A 17893-nucleotide genomic window follows, 5' to 3' on the forward strand; every position below is an offset into this window, starting at 1 on the left:
ATGGCATTTCCGGACATGGACTGCCCGGGCGTTGAGCTTGCTGTTGACGGCGCGGTGCTGGTGCTGACGCTGGATCGGCCCGCCGCGTTCAACGCGCTTGACGAAGGCATGGTGGAATCGCTTGTCGCGGTCTTCACCGCCTTGCATGACCACCCGGAAATCCGCGTGGTAGTCTTTCGGGCGCAAGGCAAGCACTTCTGCGCTGGGTTGGACCTCAAGGCTTGGGGCGGCAGCGCCGAGACGCGGGAGTGTAGCGTCGGCGCTTCGCTGCACATGCAGCGGCGGATCGGCACGATCGTCAAGCTGATGCGATCGTGCCCGCAGCCGGTCATCGGCCTTGGGCACGGAGCCGCGGCCGGTGGCGGTATGTCGCTGCTGCTTGCCTGCGATGTGCGTTATGGCACGCCCGACCTGCGGATGAACGCCGCTTATGTTAAGATCGGACTGGGCGGCTGCGACATCGCGAGCAGCTATTTCCTGCCCCGGCTGGTAGGCAGTTCGCTGGCGGCGGAAATGCTGCTGACCGGGCGCTTTCTGGGCGCGGAGCGGGCGTTCGGTCTGGGATTGCTGAGTGAAATCGTTCCGCCGGAACAGCTGATCCACACCGGACTTGCGCTTGCGCGTGATATGCTGGCCCTGTCGCCTATGGGACTGCGCCTTACCAAGGACGTGCTGAACATGAACATCGATGCGGGCGGCCTTGAGGCCGCGATGGCGCTGGAGGACAGGCAGCAGGTGATGCTGACTATGACCCGCGATCATGGTGAAGCCGTGGCCGCCTTCCTCGAAAAGCGCTCTCCGCGTTTCGAGGATCGCTGACATGAGCGGGCAGGATATTCGCGGCGTGGCCGATGCGGTGCGCGCCCGGCGCTCGGTGCGAGCGTTTCGTCCCGATCCGGTACCGGAAGCGATGGTCGAGGCGATTCTGGCCGACGCGCTTCGGGCGCCGTCGGGAGGCAACCTGCAGCCCTGGCACATCCACTGCGTCACCGGCGAGGCTCTGGCGCGGCTCAAGCAGCGGCTTAAGGATCACGGCGAAAAGGGGTATGCCGAACAGCCTGCGCATGATGTCTATCCTCCCGCCTTGTGGGAGCCCTACCGGACCCGGCGGTTCGAGAATGGCGAAGCGCTTTATGCGACCATCGGCCTCGATCGCGGGGATAAGCCTGCGCGGCTGCGGCAGGTTGCGCGCAACTTCCAGCTGTTCGGGGCGCCGGTCGGTCTTTTCTTCGCCATCGAGCGCAAAATGGAGCCTGCCCAGTGGGTCGACATGGGGATACTCATGCAGACGATCATGCTGCTGGCAGCCGAACATGGACTGGCGACCTGCCCGCAAGCCGCCTGGGTGAACTGGCCGCAGACACTGGCCGATGCGCTGGCGCTGGATGCCGGCAGCGTGGTCGTGGCGGGCATGGCTCTGGGATACGAGGACACGAGGGCGCCCATCAACGGCTTGCGCACCACCCGCCAGTCCTTCGCCGAAGCGGTGACCCTGCATCGTGAATGAGAATGCCTGCGGGTCCGGGGCTTCGGATCCGCAGGATGCCTTGTGTCACCGGCCCATGAGCTCGCAGATATTGCCGTCCGGATCGCGGAACAGGGCCACCCGCTTGTCCGGCCCGATTGCCATTGGCCCTTCGAAGGGGGTATGGCCCGCTGCAGCCAGCGTGGCGATCCGGGTGTCGAGAGTGGTGACCCGCAGCGTGACATAGCGGATGCCGCTGTCGAACAGGCCGGAAGGCGGCAAGATGTCGATGCGGGCGCTGCCTGCGTCCATCACCTTGAGCTGTGCGTCCCCTACCGCCAGGCGATGAATGGTCAGATCTCCGAGCACCAGCGGGCCAAGATCGTCCAGTTCCAGCAAATCTCGATAGAAGCGCAGTTGCGCCGTGATGTCGCGGGCGACCATTCCAACGTCCAGACCCGTTCGTTCTTCCGTCACGATAACTCTCCATATGCCAATTTGTGATAGTTTGATCGTTTTAAATATTAGTGCTGGAGGCAGGCGTATCGCATGATAATCTGGCTTGGAAGTGATTCCTTTCCGTTGCATGAATTGCAACAAATAATAGAACAATATGATAATTTTCGCGACCGCCGCCGATGGCGGCATCGGGAGAGGAATGTCCTATGGAACTGGGTCTCGAAGGTAAGCGTGCTCTTATCACCGGCGGGTCGCGAGGAATTGGGCTGGCCGTGGCGCAAGTGCTTGCGCGGGAAGGATGCGACATTGTCATCGCCGCCCGCGATCCCGGTTCGCTCAGGGATGCGCAGACGGTTCTGGCCGCAGATGGGCATCGAGCGACGCAAACGTGCACGGTGGACCTCTCCACGGCCGAAGGGATCGCGGAACTTCAGGAGGCAGCCGGGCAGATCGACATCTTGGTCAACAACGCCGGGGCCATCCCGCCGGGCGATCTGGCGACAGTGGATGGCGCGCGGTGGCGTGCGGCTTGGGACCTAAAGGTCTACGGTTTCATAGACCTGTCGCGAGCGCTCTACGCCACGCTGGCGGCCAGACGGGGCGTAATCGTCAACATCATCGGTGTCGCCGGCGAGACGTTTCCTGCCGATTACATCGCCGGGGCAACCGGCAACGCGGCGCTCATGGCCTTCACCCGCGCGCTGGGCAGGGCGGCCCCGCGCGATGGGATGCGGGTGGTGGGCGTCAATCCGGGGCCCGTGGCGACGGAGCGCCTTGAAATGCTGATGCGGGCGCAGGCCGCGACGAAGCTGGGGGACGAGGCGCGCTGGCGCGAACTTGCCGCCACGATGCCATTCGGACGCTTTGCACAGCCTGCTGAAATCGCCGATGCGGTGGCGTTCCTTGCCTCACCCCGGTCCGCCTACACATCGGGCACTGTGCTGACCATCAATGGCGGTTGCGGGTGATGGTGCCGGGTAAAGGGCGACTGCGGTTTGGCTTCATCGGACTTGGCGCGATCGGTGCGCCCATGGCGATGCGCCTGTTCGATAGCGGACTACCGCTCGTCGTGTGGAATCGCAGTGCGGGTCCGCGCATGGCCTTCGCCGAACGCGGGGTGGACGTGGCACGATCTCCTGCAGATCTCGCCGCGCGTTGCGATGTGGTTTGCCTGTGCCTGTCGTCGCGGCAGGCGATCGAGGATGTACTGTTCGGGGCGCACGGCGTAGCGGCTGCGCGTCCCCGCCTGGTGGTGGACCATTCGACGATCCACCCCGACGACGCCCGCAGTCTGGCCGGGCGGATGCGGGAGATGGCGGGCGCCGGATGGCTGGACGCGCCGATTTCGGGCGGGCCGTCGGGCGCGCGGGCAGGAACGCTGGCGGCGATGGTCGGCGGGGATGCCAGCGACCTCGCTTTGGCGATGCCGGCGCTGCAAGGCTTTGCCAGCCGCGTCAGCCACACGGGGCCGGTGGGATCGGGACAACTGGCGAAAGCCTGCAACCAGATCATTGGCTTTCTCGCCACGGCTGCGTTGGGCGAGGCGATCGCGTTCGCACGTTCTTCAGGCTTTGATCCGTCTCTGCTGCCCGATGCCTTGGCCGGCGGTTTCGCCGATTCCACGGTTTTGCGCGAATATGCTCGCGCCACCGCAGCGGGCGAGCCGGGCGGGGTAAAGGGCCTGATCGATGCCTATGCCGATCTCGCGCGTGGACGGCCCGAGCCCGGATTGACGGGTGGGCTGGATCTGCTGTTGAAGGACATCGGCATCGTGACCGCCATCGCGCGCGATTGCGGCGCACCGCTCCCCCTGTTCACACATGTCGAGATGATGGCGCGCGTACTGCACAACCAGCCGCTCGCCGCCGGCCCCCAATGAAGGAGAAGCTGTTGACCGAGATCCACTGCAAGATCGCAGGCGGCGTTGCCACGATCGGAATAGCCCGTCCCGAAGCGCGCAACAGCCTCACCGATGACACTGCCGACGAACTTTACACGGCGATGCAGGCATTGGCGGCGGACGATTCCGTCCGCGTCGTCGTACTGCGCGGAGAGGGAGCGGATTTCTGCGCCGGAGCGGATATCAAGACGCTGAATGCGATCGAGGGGGACGTGCTGCAACTGCCGCGCGATCGCAAGCACTTCCGTCTGCCGCCGCTGCTGCATGACATGCCCGCGATCACCATTGCCGCCGTGCGGGGGGCCTGTGCCGGCGCGGGCATGGGCTGGGCCACCGCCTGCGACCTTCGCTTCGCGTCCACCAGCGCCGTATTCAACACCGCGTTCTTGGCGGTGGCGGTGGCAGGTGACATGGGCGTGAGCTGGTCATTGCCCCGTATCATTGGTGCGGGGCGCGCCCGCGATCTTTCGTTCTTCCCGCGCAAGGTGCTGGCGCCGGAGGCGCTGGAGATCGGGCTGGTCACGCGCGTGATCGACGACTCTGGCTTCGAAGACGCTGTCGATGCGCTGGCGCATGAACTTGCCGCGCGTGCACCGCTGGCGCTGCGGGGGCTCAAGGCGAACTATCGCGATGCCGAAGCGATGGATTTCCGCGCTTTTTGCGCCATCGAAACCGAACGCCACGCGGACCTGTTCGCCACTCGCGATCGTAGCGAGGCTTTTGCCGCTTTCGTCCAGAAGCGGACGGCGGTGTTCGAGGGGCGCTGATATCTTCGTTTCATCGAAAGGACGTACTCTGATGGCCGAATGGACCCTGCACGAAGAAGGCAACGTTGCCGTTGCAACATTTTTACGTCCGCCCCGCAACTTCATGAGTTTTGCCGCGCTGGGGGCGCTGGCGGATCTGCTGACGCCCCTGGCGGCTCGGGACGATATCGCGGTGATCCTGCTGCGCAGCGCGCTGCCGGGTTATTTCGTGGCCCATGCCGATCTGGAAGATCTGGCGCGCGCGGGCCGGGGCGAACCGGTCGCAGGCGACCGCAGCGCCTGGCGCACCGTACCCGATCTTCTGGAAGCGCTGCCCCAGCCGGTGATCGCCGCGGTACAGGGACAGGCCTGGGGTGGTGGCACCGAACTCATGCTTGCCTGCACGATGCGGCTTGCCTCTCCTGAGGCGAGCTTTGGCCTGCCAGAAGTCTCGGTCGGCCAGATTCCGGGAGCCGGCGGCACTCAGCGCCTGCCGCGTCTGGTCGGTGCGGGGCGCGCTTTGGAGATCATCCTCAGCGGCCGGAAGGTCGATGCGCAGGAGGCACTGGCCATCGGGTTGGTTCAGGCGGTACTCCCGGATGAGGATTTTGACCGGGCGGCGCTGCAATGGTCGGCGAATATCGCTCGCCAGCACCGGCCTGCCCTGACGGCCGCCAAACGCGCGGTGCTGGACGGATTGCAGCTACCGCTGGCGCAGGGACTGGATCTGGAACGCCAGCAGGTGATCCCCCGCACGGCGGACCCGGTGTCCCTCGCCGCACGAGCGGAACTGGCCTGCCGTTACGCCCGGACCCCCTCTAATGTAAGGGTCGATTTCTAGCTGAGGACGCTTAGGCCTCGTCCGTAAGCAGCGCCTTGCCGTTGCGAATTACGACGAGGTCGCGTTCCGCCACACGAGCCTCGAAGGAAACCGTGTCGCCATCGCGCCACAAGCGCACCACGATCGTCTCGCCGGGATAGACCGGCGCGGCGAAGCGGACCTCGATATGCCGAAGTTGTTCCGCATTATTGCCGCAATAGGCGGAAAGCACGGCGCGCTGGCAGATCGCATAGGTACACAGGCCGTGCAGTATGGGTTCCGGGAACCCGGCGCTGCGCGCATACCCGGGGTCGGCGTGTAGCGGGTTGAGATCGCCCGCCTGCCGGTAGAGAAGGGCCTGGTTGCGCGCGGTGGGAAGGGTCACGGTCTGGTCCGCGGCGCGATCGGGGATGGGATGCGGTACGGGTTGCCCTTCGTTCGGTCCACCGAAACCGCCGTCGGCACGCGCGTAGACCGTGGAGACACATGTGGCGAGCGGCTCGCCCCCATCCGCCAGCGTGATCTCGGTGACTTCGCGGAACACGGCACCGCGATCCGCCCCCTTGTCCCATGCGCCGACGACACGACCATGAACGTCCGCCACGCCTTCGGGCGGTAGCAGGCGGTGCAGCGTGACCGCCTGCTCTCCGTGCAGTGCCATACGGTAATCGAGCCCCGCCTGTTCCAGTGCCATCGCCTTCAACGGCATGGTGACCGCGAACGTCGGCAGCACGCACAGGCGATCCTCCAGTACGAAGGGCAACTGGCTTTCGTCCAGCGGGTCGCCCGCCATGCCGACGCCCAGCGCATAGATAATTGCGTCGCGCCGGTTCCATTCGAACCGCGACCGGCGTTCCAGCCGGGTGAATGCCTCATACGTCAGAGCCATGGTTCTATCTCCCTTCGTCATGCGCTGACGAGCGCGAAGCCGCCCGACACGGTAAGACATTCCCCCGTAACGTAGGCAGACATGTCGGTGGTCAGGAAAGCGAGCGCGCCCAGCAGGTCTTCAACTTGTCCCAGTCGCCGCAGTGGGGTGGACTGCGCCTGCATTTCCGTAGCCAGGCCGCGCTCTGCGGCGGCTTGCGCAACGCGCGGGGTGGCGATCAGGCCCGGTGAAATGCAGTTGGCACGAATGCCTTGCGGGCCAAGTTCCACCGCGAGGTTGCGGGTATAAGTAATGACCGCAGATTTCGCCGCCGCGTAGATCGCGAAGCGCCCGCCGCCGTCGCAAAGCTGGGTACCGATGGTTGCCACGTTGACGATTACTCCGCCCGGACGGGTCAGTACCGGAACGGCGGCCTGGCAGCAGTAGATCGCGCTCATGAGGTTGGCGCCCAGCAAAAGGTCGATATCATCGTCCGGCGAAAGCGAGGCGGTGCTGCGTTCGATGGGTGTGATGGCGCCGCCGGCGTTGTTGACGAGGATGTCGAGCCGCCCGAGCTCCGTCACCGTGCGTGACACCGCCTCCTGCGCGCCGCTGCGCTGCGAGAGGTCGACCTCCACTCCGATCGCGCGGCGGCCCAAGGCACGCACTTCGTCCTCGACGCTGGCGCCCGCGTATTCGTTGCGGCGCCGGCCTACAGCCAAATCCTTGTCGACGACCGCGACATCCGCCCCGAGCCGGGCGAGATGGAGCGCGTAGCCCAGCCCCATGCCGCCTGCCGCGCCGGTGACGAGAGCCACTTTCCCAACAAGCGGGGTGTCCATTGCCGATGCCTTTCCCAGACGAACCATTGGTCTTGTGCCAGGCCCCACGGTGACGGGATTCGCATAATGTGGCAATCAGGGAGCACTAGCGCGTCTTAATAATTATCTATATGAATTATATGGATAATATACATATCTTGCCGTTTGCTTCGCCTTGCAAATTACATCAACCGCCGGTTGAGGGGATTGTGAGTTGAAACACCCGTCCGGCCTCCCATCCTTAGGAGCGCGCCGTGTCTTCGCAGATGCGGCTGGCATGGAGTACGCGAATGGCTGAGCGACGTTTCGATGGGCGAGCGGCCCTAGTCACAGGGGCCGCGAACGGGTTGGGCCTGGCCTATGCCACGGCGCTGGCTCGGCGCGGGGCCAGAGTGGTGCTGAACGATATCGCGCATGACGCCGATGGCGCACTGATGGCGGAGAGGGTCGCCGCCCGGCTGCGCGCGGAAGGGCTGGACGCGATCGGGATAGGCGGCGACATAAGCGTGGAGGCCGAGGCGCGGGGTCTGGTCAGGGCGACGATCGGCGCGTTCGGGCAGATAGACATCCTTATCAACAATGCCGGCGGCGGCGGAGCAGGCACACTTCAGGACACGGACGGAGAGACGTTCGCGCGCTACTTGGCGAGCAACCTTTTCGGTGTGTTCTGGACGATGCAGGAAGCGATCGGGCCGATGCGGGCGAACGATTACGGGCGCATCGTCAATACCAGTTCGGCGGTGGGCGTATTCGGCGGCCGCGGCGCGCTGACGTATGCGACCGCCAAGTCGGGGGTTGTCGGGCTTACCCGGTCAGCGTCGCTTGACAACCGGGACCGCAACATCCGTATCAACGCGATCGCGCCGGTCGCTTATACGCAGCTGGCGAAGGCATGGTTCGACGCCCATCCGCAAGTCGATCCGGCCAGTTTGGATCCAGCCTGGGCGGCCCCCGTTGCGCTGGTACTGGCGCATGAGGATTGCGCCGTCCACGGCGAAGTTCTCGCCGCCGGTGGCCGCCGCGCCGCGCGCCTGTTTACCGCCGCCACGCCCGGATTTTCCAGTCGCGATCTCGATCTCGACCAGTTGGCCGACAACTTCGACGCGGTGATGGATACGGCGGATTTTCGCATCCTCGAAAGTTCGATCGAACAGTACGACATGTTGCCCGATTTCTCCTGAAACCGGTGGCGACAGGAAGGGGAGAACAGGCGATGCCAGAAACGAACGGCGGATTTCATGATGTGATCGACGGCTATGTCCATCCACGCGATTCGGCGGAAGGGCGGGCGACGGCGCTGGCGACGCTGCGATGCTGGACCGATGCCGTCGCCAGCAAGGACATCGATACGCTGCGCGCCCTGATGACGGACGATATCGTGATCGAACTGCCCTTTAACGAATCGGGCAGGACCGATCGCGCGTCGTACCGCATTTATGAAGGAGTCGCGCAATGTACTGCGTTCTGGCAGGCGGCTTTCGCGGCGGAAGGTGTAATGCACGCCCCCAGCGAAGTGGAGCTGACCATGGACGGCGCGGGAACCCGGCTGTTCTTGGAATGCCGGGGGCACCTGACAATGGTGGGTGGGCGCGAATACCGCAATCGCTACGTCATGCGGCTCGACGTTGCGGAGGGCCGGGTGAGTCACTGCAAGGAATACTACAACCCGATTCAGTCCGCCTTCGCGTTCGGCCGTCCGATCGCGAACCAGTTCAGGTTGGACAGAATTTGAAAGAATAAACGTTTTCTGATTCTTGCATAATACGCTATCAATTGGAATCAAGATTATATAAAACAGTGACATATATGATATGTCGACAGGTTGCTTTGCTGGGTATATGATAGTACAATCGCTTTATAGATAGCCCGAATGAACGGGTTGATCGGGAGAGACGTGTCGATGCGGGGAGTCCATCCTGGCGTTCATGCCCAGACGATGCCGGATACGCTGGCGTTCAAGATGATGCCGAGCGGGCGTGGCCTGACGTATCGGGAACTCGATGCGCGGTCGAACCAGGTCGCGCACATTCTGCGTGCCTACGGCCTTCGGCGCGGCGATTGCATCGCGATCCTCCTGGAGAACAATCCCTGCTTCTACGAGATTGCGTGGGGCGCCGATCGTTCGGGGCTGTACTATGCCTGCGTATCCAGCCGCCTGACGGTGCCGGAAGCCGATTATATCGTTGCCGACAGCGGCGCGCGTGTCTTGTTCACGTCGCTGGCGATGCTGCCTGTGGCGAAGGAGATCGCAGGGCTTCACCCCGATCTGGTGGTCTATTGCGTGGACGGTACGGCGGCCGGCATGCACGACTATTGCGCTGAACGCGACATGCAGCCGCAGACACCCGTTGCCGATGAAAGCTACGGTATGCCCATGCTCTATTCATCCGGCACAACAGGGCGGCCCAAGGGCGTGCAACTGCCTCTGTCCGAGGATCCGATCGATGCAATCGACAGCCTGACCCGGCTGGGTGTCGATGCCTTCGCCTATCGTCGGGGCATGATCTATCTCTCGCCCGCGCCGCTGTATCATACCGCGCCGCTGCGCTGGTCGATGAGTGTTCAGCGCATGGGCGGCACCGTCATCGTGATGGAAAAGTTCGATGCGGAATACGCGCTGCAACTGATCGAACAGGAATGCGTCACCCATGCGCAGTGGGTGCCCACTCACTTCGTCCGTATGCTGAAGCTACCCGATGAGGTGCGCCAGCGGTACACTCACGGATCACTCGAATGCGTCTGGCATGCCGCAGCGCCGTGTCCGCCACCGGTCAAGCAGGCGATGATCGGGTGGTGGGGCATGATCGTGCGCGAATTCTACGGCGCGACCGAATTCAATGGCATGACTGCAATCATGCCTGAGGAAGCGTTGGAGCGTCCCGGTTCCGTCGGCAGGCCCATCTTCGGTACGCCGCACATCTGTTCCGACGATGGGGAGACGGAGTTGCCGCCGCGCAGTGAAGGCGTCATCTACTTCGAGGGCGGCTTTCGCTTCGCGTATCACAACGATCCCGAAAAAACCGCGGCCGCCTACAATTCGCGCGGGTGGAGTGCGCTCGGCGACGTGGGTTGGCTGGACGAGGAGGGCTATCTCTACCTCACCGACCGCAAGAGCTTCATGATTATCTCGGGCGGGGTCAATCTCTATCCGCAGGAAGTCGAGGATGTGATTGTCGGCCATCCCAAAGTCTACGATGTCGCCGTCATCGGCGCGCCGGACGCGGATCTTGGCGAACGCATGGTGGCGGTCGTCCAGCCGATGGACATGGCCGCGGCCGGGCCAGAACTGGCGCAGGAGATCCTGGACTACTGCAGCGGGTGCCTGAGTCGGGCGAAGCAACCGCGCCAGATCGACTTTCGCGCCGAACTGCCGCGGCATCCTACCGGCAAGCTCTACAAACGGCTACTGCGCGACGAATACCGTGAGGCGGCGGTGCGGACACCGGCCTGACTGGTCTGGCGCAACCTCAGGAACGTTACTGTTTCGGGGTTTGCGCCAGAATCTCGCCGATCGCCTCAGCGCAGACCAGAAGCGGTTTGATAAGGGCGGGCCTATCGATAATTGCCCCTTTGCTGCGTGCAACGGACAACGATATCGCCGCGATCACATGGCCGGGTGCATCACTGACAGGTGCGGCCACGCAATATAGGCCTTCGGCGATCTCGCCATCGTCCACGGCATAGCCGTCGCGGGCAACTCGCGCCAGTTCGATGCACAATCGATCGGGATCGACAATCGTCTGTCCGGTCAGTGGCACCAAGGGCGAATCCGCCAGATAGCGCGCCATATCGTCTTGCGGCAGCTGTGCCAGAAGCACTTTCCCGATGCCCGAACAATAGGCTTCGAGCTGGCCGTTCTCGCAGGTGAACGGCGCGGCAGAATCGCCCGATCGCCCGGTTTCCTTGACCAGATAGCTGACCATGTCGTTTTCCAGAATGCCGAGGTGAGTCGTTACATTCAACGTCCGCGCCAGGCGGCGCAGAGCCGGGCGCGCGCTACGGGCGAGTTGGTCGCGCGAGGACACCTGCTCCATTGCGGCGCTCAGTCGAAGCGCAACATCGTACCGTCCGCGCCCGATGCGGCTGACAAAGCCGAACTTCATTAGCGATTGCAGCAGCCGATAGGAGGTGGAGGCCGGAAGATCGCGGAATGCCGCCAGTTCGGCGACCGGTGTGCGCCCGCGATCGCGAAGGATCGCGTCAAACAACTGCAACCCCTTTTCCAGCGATCTGGCGCCGGATGCCGAATCCGCGCGATCGGCCTGCTCTGCATAAATCATTCTCTCACCATATAAGAGAACTTTCAGCGGTCAAATCCCGTTTTTTGATGACATGAGCATGGAACGCAGTTAGCACAAGGTAGAACGTTTGTTTTGAAAGACGCGGGGCCGCGCACGACGGGAGACGGTAGTTGAACGACCTCACAGACATCGCCACGCGCTTACGCAACGCCTATCGCGATGGGCAGGTCGCGCCCTTGCGCGATGCCCTCGAACCTACCGATGTCGATGGCGCTTATACGGTTCAGGCGATCAACACCCGGTACTGGCAGGACCAGGGACGCACCATTGCGGGACGTAAGGTTGGGCTAACCGCGAAAGCCGTCCAGGCGCAGTTGGGTGTTGCCCAGCCGGACTTCGGAGTCCTGTTTGACGACATGGAAATCGTTGATGGCGGTACACTCGATCCTGCGCGGGCCTTGCAACCCAAGGCTGAGGCCGAAATCGCGATCATTCTGGGGCGCAACATCGACGATCCCAATGCCGATCGCGAAACGGTCGCGGCTGCGATCGAAAGCGTGGCCGTCGCTATAGAGATCGTCGACAGCCGCATCGCCGACTGGAAGATCACGTTCGCCGATACCGTGGCGGACAATGGTTCTTCGGCCTTCTACGTGGTGGGAACGGAACGCAAGCCTCTGTCCGGGCTGGATCTTTATACCTGCGGAATGGTGCTGGAAATTAATGGTGCAGTAGCTTCGCTGGGCGCTGGCGCGGCGTGTCTGGGGCACCCGTTGGAAGCGGCAGCCTGGCTGGCGCGCACGCTTGCCGCGCGCGGAGAGCCGCTGCGCAAGGGCGATGTGGTTCTCACCGGAGCACTGGGACCGATGGTGGCTCTCAATCCTGGCGACCGTGTTCGCGCGATCGTTGGCGGGCTGGGCGAATGCGGCTTCACGTATGAGGGAGAGGGTGCATGACGAAAAAGATAAAGGCCGCGATCATCGGTTCGGGCAATATCGGCACGGACCTGATGATAAAGATCATGCGCATGTCCGATGTGCTTGAAATGGGCGCGTTCGTGGGGATCGACCCTGATTCCGATGGCCTGAAGCGCGCGCAGCGGATGGGCGTGGCGACCACGCACGAAGGGATCGACGGCCTTCTCGGGCTCGACGTCTGGCCCGAAATTGAAATTGTTTTCGACGCGACGTCGGCAGGCGCCCACCAGCGGCACAATGCCGTAGTCACCGGTGCCGGCAAAGTCATGGTCGACCTGACGCCGGCCGCGGTCGGTCCTTATGTGGTTCCGGTCGTCAACGGGGAGGACCATCTCGACGCACCCAATGTGAACATGGTGACATGCGGCGGACAGGCGACCATTCCGATCGTCGCGGCGGTATCGTCCGTCGCGCGGGTGCATTATGCGGAGATCGTGGCTTCCATCGCCTCCAAATCGGCGGGGCCGGGCACCCGCGCCAATATCGATGAGTTCACCGAAACCACATCGACCGCGATTCGCTCCGTGGGCGGGGCGGAAATGGGCAAGGCGATCATCGTTCTCAACCCCGCCGAGCCACCGCTCATCATGCGCGACACCGTGTTCACGCTTTCGTCGGGGGGAGACGAGGCTGCGATCGAGGCTGCGATCGAAGCGATGGTGGCCCGGGTCAACAGCTACGTTCCTGGCTACCGCCTGAAGCAGAAAGTGCAGTTCGAGCGCTTTGGATCGAACAATCCGGTGCACATCCCGGGGCTGGGCACGCTCGAAGGACTCAAGACCAGCGTTTTCCTCGAGGTGGAAGGCGCCGCGCATTACCTGCCAGCTTACGCCGGAAACCTCGATATCATGACGTCTGCGGGGTTGCAGACTGCCGAGCGGATCGCCCGCCGCCGTTTGCTGAAGGAGGCCGCGTGATGCCGTTCGATCCCCTGACCGACAAGCTCTACATTCAGGACGTCACGCTGCGTGACGGGATGCACGCCATCCGCCATCAGTATGGCATCGAGCATGTGCGCAGGATTGCCCGTGCGCTGGATGAGGCGAAAGTCGATGCGATAGAGGTGTCGCATGGTGACGGACTCAACGGGTCCAGCTTCAATTACGGGTTTGGCGCTCATACCGACTGGGAATGGATCGAGGCGGTCGCCGATGTCGTCACTCATGCGCGGCTGACCACACTGCTCTTGCCTGGCATCGGCACCGTCCATGATCTGAAGGAAGCCCACCGGCGTGGGGTCACCTCGGTTCGCATCGCCACGCATTGCACTGAGGCGGATGTCGCCAGACAGCATATCGAGGCGGCGCGGGGGCTGGGCATGGATACCATCGGCTTCCTGATGATGAGCCACATGGTCGATCCCGAAACGCTGGCGGGCCAAGCGAAATTGATGGAAAGTTATGGTGCGACCTGCGTCTACGTGACCGACAGTGGCGGCGCGCTGGACATGGACGGCTACCGCGAACGGCTGCTTGCATATGACCGGGTGCTGGACCCGGCAACGCAGCGCGGCATTCATGCGCATCACAACCTCTCGCTTGGCGTGGCCAACAGTATCGTCGGCGCGCAGCATGGTGCGGTACGGATCGATGCCAGCCTCGCCGGTATGGGGGCAGGAGCGGGTAACGCACCGCTGGAAGTCTTCATTGCGGCCGCCGATCGAAAGGGCTGGAAACACGGTTGCGACCTCTATGGCTTGATGGATGCGGCGGAGGAGCTGGTGCGTCCATTGCAGGACCGCCCGGTGCGGGTCGATCGCGAAACGCTCTCGCTCGGCTATGCGGGGGTCTATTCCTCGTTTTTGCGCCACGCTGAAAAGGCCAGCGCCGACTATGGCGTGGATACGCGTGAAATCCTCGTCGAGTTGGGGCGGCGGCGCATGGTCGGCGGGCAGGAGGACATGATCGTGGACGTGGCATTGGACATGGTTGCGGCGAAATCCGGCGGCTGAACGGGCACAGAATTCGTTTGGAGAAGGGCGAATTTCGCATTACATTAAAACGATCGAATAAAATATCTGATCTATAAAAACACGACTTCACCTTGAGGTGCAGCCGGGGCGCTGCGGGGAACGGAGAGGGCATGACACAGGAACAGGCTAGCGGTCCGTGCGCAGGCGTGCGGGTTCTGGAAATCACCACTATGGTATCTGGGCCGATGGCCGGGCTCATGCTGGCGGACCTCGGCGCCACGGTAACGAAGATCGAATCGCTGGAAGGCGATCCGCTTCGACACCTGCAGCCTAGTCACAAGGGCATGTGCGCGCAGTTCTTCGCGATGAACCGGCACAAGCGCAGCATCCAACTGGATCTGAAATCGGAAGGCGGACGGGCGATCGCGCGCAAGCTTGCGATGGTCACTGATGTTCTCATCGTCAACGCCCGTCCCGGCGTGATGGAGCGGCTCGGGCTGGGCTACGACAGCCTTGCCGAGGAAAACCCCGGGCTGATCTATATCGCCATATCCGGGTTCGGAGAGGATGGACCTTACGTCAACCGGCCCGCTTACGATCAGGTGATTCAATCCCTGACCGGCAGCCTTGAACTGCAGAACCCGGAAGGCCCGCCGACCCCGCTGCGCGGCACTTTCGTGGACAAGTACACCGCCACGGCCGCGGCCAGCGCGGCCACTGCCGCGCTCTATCACCGGGAGCGGAATAACGGACAGGGGCAGTTCGTCTCGCTCTCGCTGATGAACGCCTTCGCGTCGTTCCTGCTGGTAGACAACCTCTACAACAAGGCTTTTCTCGAGAGCGACAACCGCATTCCGTCAATTAACATCATGCGGCCGATGCGCACTGCCGACGGCAGCGTGATGGGCCACATCCAGACGAACGAGCAATTCGCACTGGTTTGCCGCATTCTGGGGCGTGAGGAACTGTTGCAAGACGAACGCTTCAAGAGCCCTTGGCAGCGTATCTTCCATTATGACGAGATGTGGGAAGAGCTTGAGAAAGCTGCGATCAACTTCACTTCGGACCAACTCGATCATCTGTTCCTCACCGAAGGTGCTCCCGTTGCCAAAGTGAACAGCGTGGATGAGTTTCTTCAGGACGCTCAAGCCCGTCATGCCCAATCCGTGGTCGAATTCGACGATCCCGACTATGGGCCGGTCCGCGTCGCCAATTATCCCGCCCGTTTCTCGCGAACCCCCGCTGAAGTGCGCGGCACGGCACCTAAACCCGGCGAACATGCAGACATCGTGCTCGGCGAACTGGGTATGACCGCCACCGAGATCGCTTCTGCACGAGCGGCAGGGATCATTCGCTGACGACTGGCGGACATTCGAACACACACTCGGCTTTGGGCCGCAAGACTATGAAGGAGCAGACGCTGTGAGCGACATTCTGGTGCTGGGTATCAGCCACTACCCGCCGCTGATCTGGCCGGACGAGAACATGTCCGGCATCCTCAAGCGCATGTTGCAGAACCCCGATCTACCTGAAAGCCTGCGCGATCCGGCGAACTGGCCTGCCGGGATGCGCGAGGAATGGGGTGACGATGAAGGTACCGCTGCGGCGGCAGTTCATCGCGAGCGGATGCTGGAATGGATGCGCAAGGCGCGCACCGCCCTTGACGATTTCAACCCCGATTTCGTGTTGATCTGGGGTGACGACCAGTATGAGAACTTCAAAGAAGATGTCATACCGCCTTACTGCATCAACGCGCACCCGGAATTCCGCTTCCACAACTTTCCCGGCAATATCTGGGGTGAACCGACTGACAAGGAGTTCGTCCTCCCCGGTGTCGTGAAGGCGGGCAAGGAACTGACCAGCGCCCTGCTTTCTGCGGGCTTCGACACCGCATACTCGTACAAGCCGCTTCACCACCACCTCGGCCATGCGTTCACCAACGCGATCTTTTATCTGGACTATGACCGCAAGGGCTTCGATTATCCGATCCTGCCGGTTTCGATCAACTGCTACGGTCGCCATGTGATCTGCCAGAAAGGCGGTTTCCCGAGCTTTGAAAAACAGCTGACAGCCGACGATCTGGATCCGCCGGCGCCGACGCCCAAGCGACTGTTCGATCTTGGTGCGGAAACCGCTCGGATTCTTGCGGAATCGCCTTATCGTGTGGCGATCCTGGCCTCTTCGGGATGGTCCCACGCCTTTCTCACCGCAAAGAACCATTTCCTTTACCCAGATACACCGGCTGACCGCGGCCTGTTCGACGCGCTGTCCGCCGGGGACTATGAAACCTGGCGCAATTATCCGGCCGCGGCGGTCGAGGAGAGCGGTCAGCAGGAAGTGCTGAACTGGATGTGCCTTGCCGGTGCGATGCACCAGCTTGGCCGCAAGCAGGCCGATGAGGTCGGCTTTGTCGACACCTGGATTTTCAACTCGTCCAAGGCGTTTCTCCTCTCGGCCCCCTAAGGCGCCGCGTCACGCGAACTTCGATAGAAAAGGTCTCCCTTTATGCCAGAAGCCTTCATTGTGTCCGCCACCCGAACAGCCGGTGCCCGGCGGGGCAGCAAGCTTGCCGCCTGGCATCCCGCTTCGATGGCGGGGCGCGTACTCGACGAGGTCGTGCGGCGTGCGGGGATCGATCCGGCGGCGATCGAGGATGTCATCATGGGCTGCGTGAACCAGGCGGGGGAGCAGGCCAATCATGTCGGCCGCGGGGCGGTGCTGTCGTCTTCGCTGCCGCAGGGCGTACCCGCGGTTACCATTGACAGGCAATGTGGCAGCTCTCAGCAGGCTATTCAGTTCGCCGCGCAGGCAGTTCTGTCGGGCACCCAAGACGTGGTGATCGCGGCAGGCGTGGAAAGCATGACCCGTTCGCCGATGTTCTCCAATTTCGCGCTGCATGCCAAAGCGGGAATAGGCGTCGGACCCATGAGCGACGAGATGAAGGCGCGTTTCGGGGTCGAGGAATTCAGCCAGTTTACCGGCGCTGAGATGATGGCTGACAAGTACGGCTTCGATCGCGAGACGCTGGACCGTTACGCTCTGCAAAGCCACCGACGTGCTGCTGCCGCCACCGAGGCGGGCCTTTTCGACGCGGAAATTCTCGCTCTCCCGGTTGAACCTTCGGGCGGGGAAATGCACCGGATCGACGAGGGGATTCGTTTTGACGCGACGCTTGAAGGTATCGGATCGGTCAAGCCGTTGAACGAAGGCGGCCGCATCAGCGCCGCAAACGCCAGCCAGATCTGCGATGGGGCTTCCGGCATCCTGGTAGTCAGTGAAAAGGCGCTTGCCGATCATGGACTTACTCCAATCGCCCGTATCCACAACGTCACCGTGACGGGCGGCGATCCTGTCATCATGCTCGACGAGCCGATCGCGGCTACCCGCCGCGCTCTCCAGCGGGCAGGCATGTGCATCGAGGATATCGATCTTTACGAAGTGAACGAAGCGTTCGCGCCGGTGCCGCTTGCATGGCTGCGTGAAATCAATGCTGATCCCGAACGGCTCAATGTCAATGGCGGTGCTATTGCGCTCGGCCATCCCCTGGGATCGTCCGGGACGAAACTTATGACCACGCTGATTCATGCCCTGCGGGCGAGGGGCAAGCGCTATGGTTTGCAGACGATGTGCGAGGGGGGCGGAATCGCCAACGTCACTATCGTCGAGGCGCTTTGATCGGACGGC

General features: G+C 62.8%; 19 protein-coding genes. 15 read left to right on the forward strand and 4 right to left on the reverse strand.

The features are described from left to right. Nucleotides 1–819 carry an enoyl-CoA hydratase/isomerase family protein gene (locus ACODRZ_RS12755; RefSeq protein WP_488970718.1) on the forward strand — a complete coding sequence of 273 codons (819 nt, stop codon included), beginning with the start codon at nucleotides 1–3 and terminating at the stop codon, nucleotides 817–819. A 1-nt stretch (nucleotide 820) separates the two neighbouring features. Beyond that, nucleotides 821–1507, forward strand: a complete 687-nt coding sequence (locus tag ACODRZ_RS12760) for a nitroreductase (protein WP_488970717.1) — start codon at nucleotides 821–823, stop codon at nucleotides 1505–1507. Nucleotides 1508–1552: 45 nt separating this feature from the next. On the opposite strand, the gene ACODRZ_RS12765 is transcribed toward ACODRZ_RS12760, so the two are convergent. Next, nucleotides 1553–2113 (reverse strand): VOC family protein, encoded by a 561-nt coding sequence (locus tag ACODRZ_RS12765; RefSeq protein ID WP_488970716.1) that lies wholly within the window; start codon nucleotides 2111–2113, stop codon nucleotides 1553–1555. 17 nt (nucleotides 2114–2130) lie between these two features. Between ACODRZ_RS12765 and ACODRZ_RS12770 the strand changes: the two genes are divergently transcribed. The 4 genes from ACODRZ_RS12770 to ACODRZ_RS12785 are packed head-to-tail and all read left to right on the forward strand — an operon-like array spanning nucleotide 2131 to nucleotide 5411. After that, nucleotides 2131–2892, forward strand: coding sequence for a short-chain dehydrogenase/reductase (locus ACODRZ_RS12770; RefSeq protein ID WP_488970715.1), 762 nt, complete (start codon nucleotides 2131–2133; stop codon nucleotides 2890–2892). Next, the gene (locus ACODRZ_RS12775; RefSeq protein WP_488970714.1) at nucleotides 2892–3803 is read left to right on the forward strand and encodes an NAD(P)-dependent oxidoreductase; all 912 of its coding nucleotides are present in this window, start codon (nucleotides 2892–2894) and stop codon (nucleotides 3801–3803) included. The genes ACODRZ_RS12770 and ACODRZ_RS12775 overlap by 1 nt, the downstream gene beginning before the upstream one ends. Before the next feature lie 11 nt (nucleotides 3804–3814). Next, nucleotides 3815–4591, forward strand: a complete 777-nt coding sequence (locus ACODRZ_RS12780; protein ID WP_488970713.1) for an enoyl-CoA hydratase/isomerase family protein — start codon at nucleotides 3815–3817, stop codon at nucleotides 4589–4591. A 31-nt stretch (nucleotides 4592–4622) separates the two neighbouring features. Next, entirely contained in the window at nucleotides 4623–5411 is a 789-nt protein-coding gene (locus ACODRZ_RS12785; RefSeq protein ID WP_488970712.1) for an enoyl-CoA hydratase/isomerase family protein, read from the forward strand. A gap of 10 nt (nucleotides 5412–5421) precedes the next feature. Here ACODRZ_RS12785 and ACODRZ_RS12790 read toward each other — a convergent pair whose 3' ends face one another. Together ACODRZ_RS12790 and ACODRZ_RS12795 are read right to left on the reverse strand one after the other, a co-directional pair. After that, the gene (locus ACODRZ_RS12790; protein ID WP_488970711.1) at nucleotides 5422–6279 is read right to left on the reverse strand and encodes a MaoC/PaaZ C-terminal domain-containing protein; all 858 of its coding nucleotides are present in this window, start codon (nucleotides 6277–6279) and stop codon (nucleotides 5422–5424) included. Nucleotides 6280–6296: 17 nt separating this feature from the next. Continuing rightward, nucleotides 6297–7100, reverse strand: coding sequence for an SDR family NAD(P)-dependent oxidoreductase (locus ACODRZ_RS12795; protein ID WP_488970710.1), 804 nt, complete (start codon nucleotides 7098–7100; stop codon nucleotides 6297–6299). Nucleotides 7101–7369: 269 nt separating this feature from the next. On the opposite strand from ACODRZ_RS12795, the gene ACODRZ_RS12800 reads away from it, so the two are divergent. From ACODRZ_RS12800 to ACODRZ_RS12810, 3 genes are all read left to right on the forward strand, one after another. Further along, nucleotides 7370–8260: an SDR family NAD(P)-dependent oxidoreductase gene (locus tag ACODRZ_RS12800; RefSeq protein ID WP_488970709.1), complete on the forward strand. Its 891-nt coding sequence runs from the start codon at nucleotides 7370–7372 to the stop codon at nucleotides 8258–8260. A 62-nt stretch (nucleotides 8261–8322) separates the two neighbouring features. Next, the gene (locus ACODRZ_RS12805; protein ID WP_488970708.1) at nucleotides 8323–8811 is read left to right on the forward strand and encodes a nuclear transport factor 2 family protein; all 489 of its coding nucleotides are present in this window, start codon (nucleotides 8323–8325) and stop codon (nucleotides 8809–8811) included. Between the two features lie 168 nt (nucleotides 8812–8979). Further along, nucleotides 8980–10530, forward strand: coding sequence for an acyl-CoA synthetase (locus ACODRZ_RS12810; protein WP_488970707.1), 1551 nt, complete (start codon nucleotides 8980–8982; stop codon nucleotides 10528–10530). Between the two features lie 25 nt (nucleotides 10531–10555). Here the strand turns inward: ACODRZ_RS12810 and ACODRZ_RS12815 are convergent, their stop codons facing one another. After that, complete coding sequence (locus tag ACODRZ_RS12815; RefSeq protein ID WP_488970706.1) at nucleotides 10556–11359, reverse strand: IclR family transcriptional regulator; 804 nt, start codon at nucleotides 11357–11359, stop codon at nucleotides 10556–10558. Between the two features lie 131 nt (nucleotides 11360–11490). On the opposite strand from ACODRZ_RS12815, the gene ACODRZ_RS12820 reads away from it, so the two are divergent. The 6 genes from ACODRZ_RS12820 (at nucleotide 11491) to ACODRZ_RS12845 (ending at nucleotide 17884) form a co-directional block, all read left to right on the forward strand. Further along, entirely contained in the window at nucleotides 11491–12276 is a 786-nt protein-coding gene (locus tag ACODRZ_RS12820; protein WP_488970705.1) for a 2-keto-4-pentenoate hydratase, read from the forward strand. After that, complete coding sequence (locus tag ACODRZ_RS12825) at nucleotides 12273–13214, forward strand: acetaldehyde dehydrogenase (acetylating) (RefSeq protein WP_488970704.1); 942 nt, start codon at nucleotides 12273–12275, stop codon at nucleotides 13212–13214. The genes ACODRZ_RS12820 and ACODRZ_RS12825 overlap by 4 nt, the downstream gene beginning before the upstream one ends. Next, on the forward strand, nucleotides 13214–14248 hold the full coding sequence (gene dmpG / locus ACODRZ_RS12830) for a 4-hydroxy-2-oxovalerate aldolase (protein WP_488970703.1): 1035 nt from the start codon (nucleotides 13214–13216) through the stop codon (nucleotides 14246–14248). The genes ACODRZ_RS12825 and dmpG overlap by 1 nt, the downstream gene beginning before the upstream one ends. 131 nt (nucleotides 14249–14379) lie before the next feature. Further along, the gene (locus ACODRZ_RS12835; RefSeq protein ID WP_488970702.1) at nucleotides 14380–15567 is read left to right on the forward strand and encodes a CaiB/BaiF CoA transferase family protein; all 1188 of its coding nucleotides are present in this window, start codon (nucleotides 14380–14382) and stop codon (nucleotides 15565–15567) included. A gap of 64 nt (nucleotides 15568–15631) precedes the next feature. Beyond that, nucleotides 15632–16672, forward strand: a complete 1041-nt coding sequence (locus ACODRZ_RS12840) for a class III extradiol ring-cleavage dioxygenase family protein (protein WP_488970701.1) — start codon at nucleotides 15632–15634, stop codon at nucleotides 16670–16672. 42 nt (nucleotides 16673–16714) lie between these two features. Then, entirely contained in the window at nucleotides 16715–17884 is a 1170-nt protein-coding gene (locus tag ACODRZ_RS12845) for an acetyl-CoA C-acetyltransferase (protein WP_488970700.1), read from the forward strand. The last annotated feature ends 9 nt before the right edge of the window (nucleotides 17885–17893 follow it).

Source organism: Novosphingobium sp. FG90 (genome assembly GCF_057808725.1).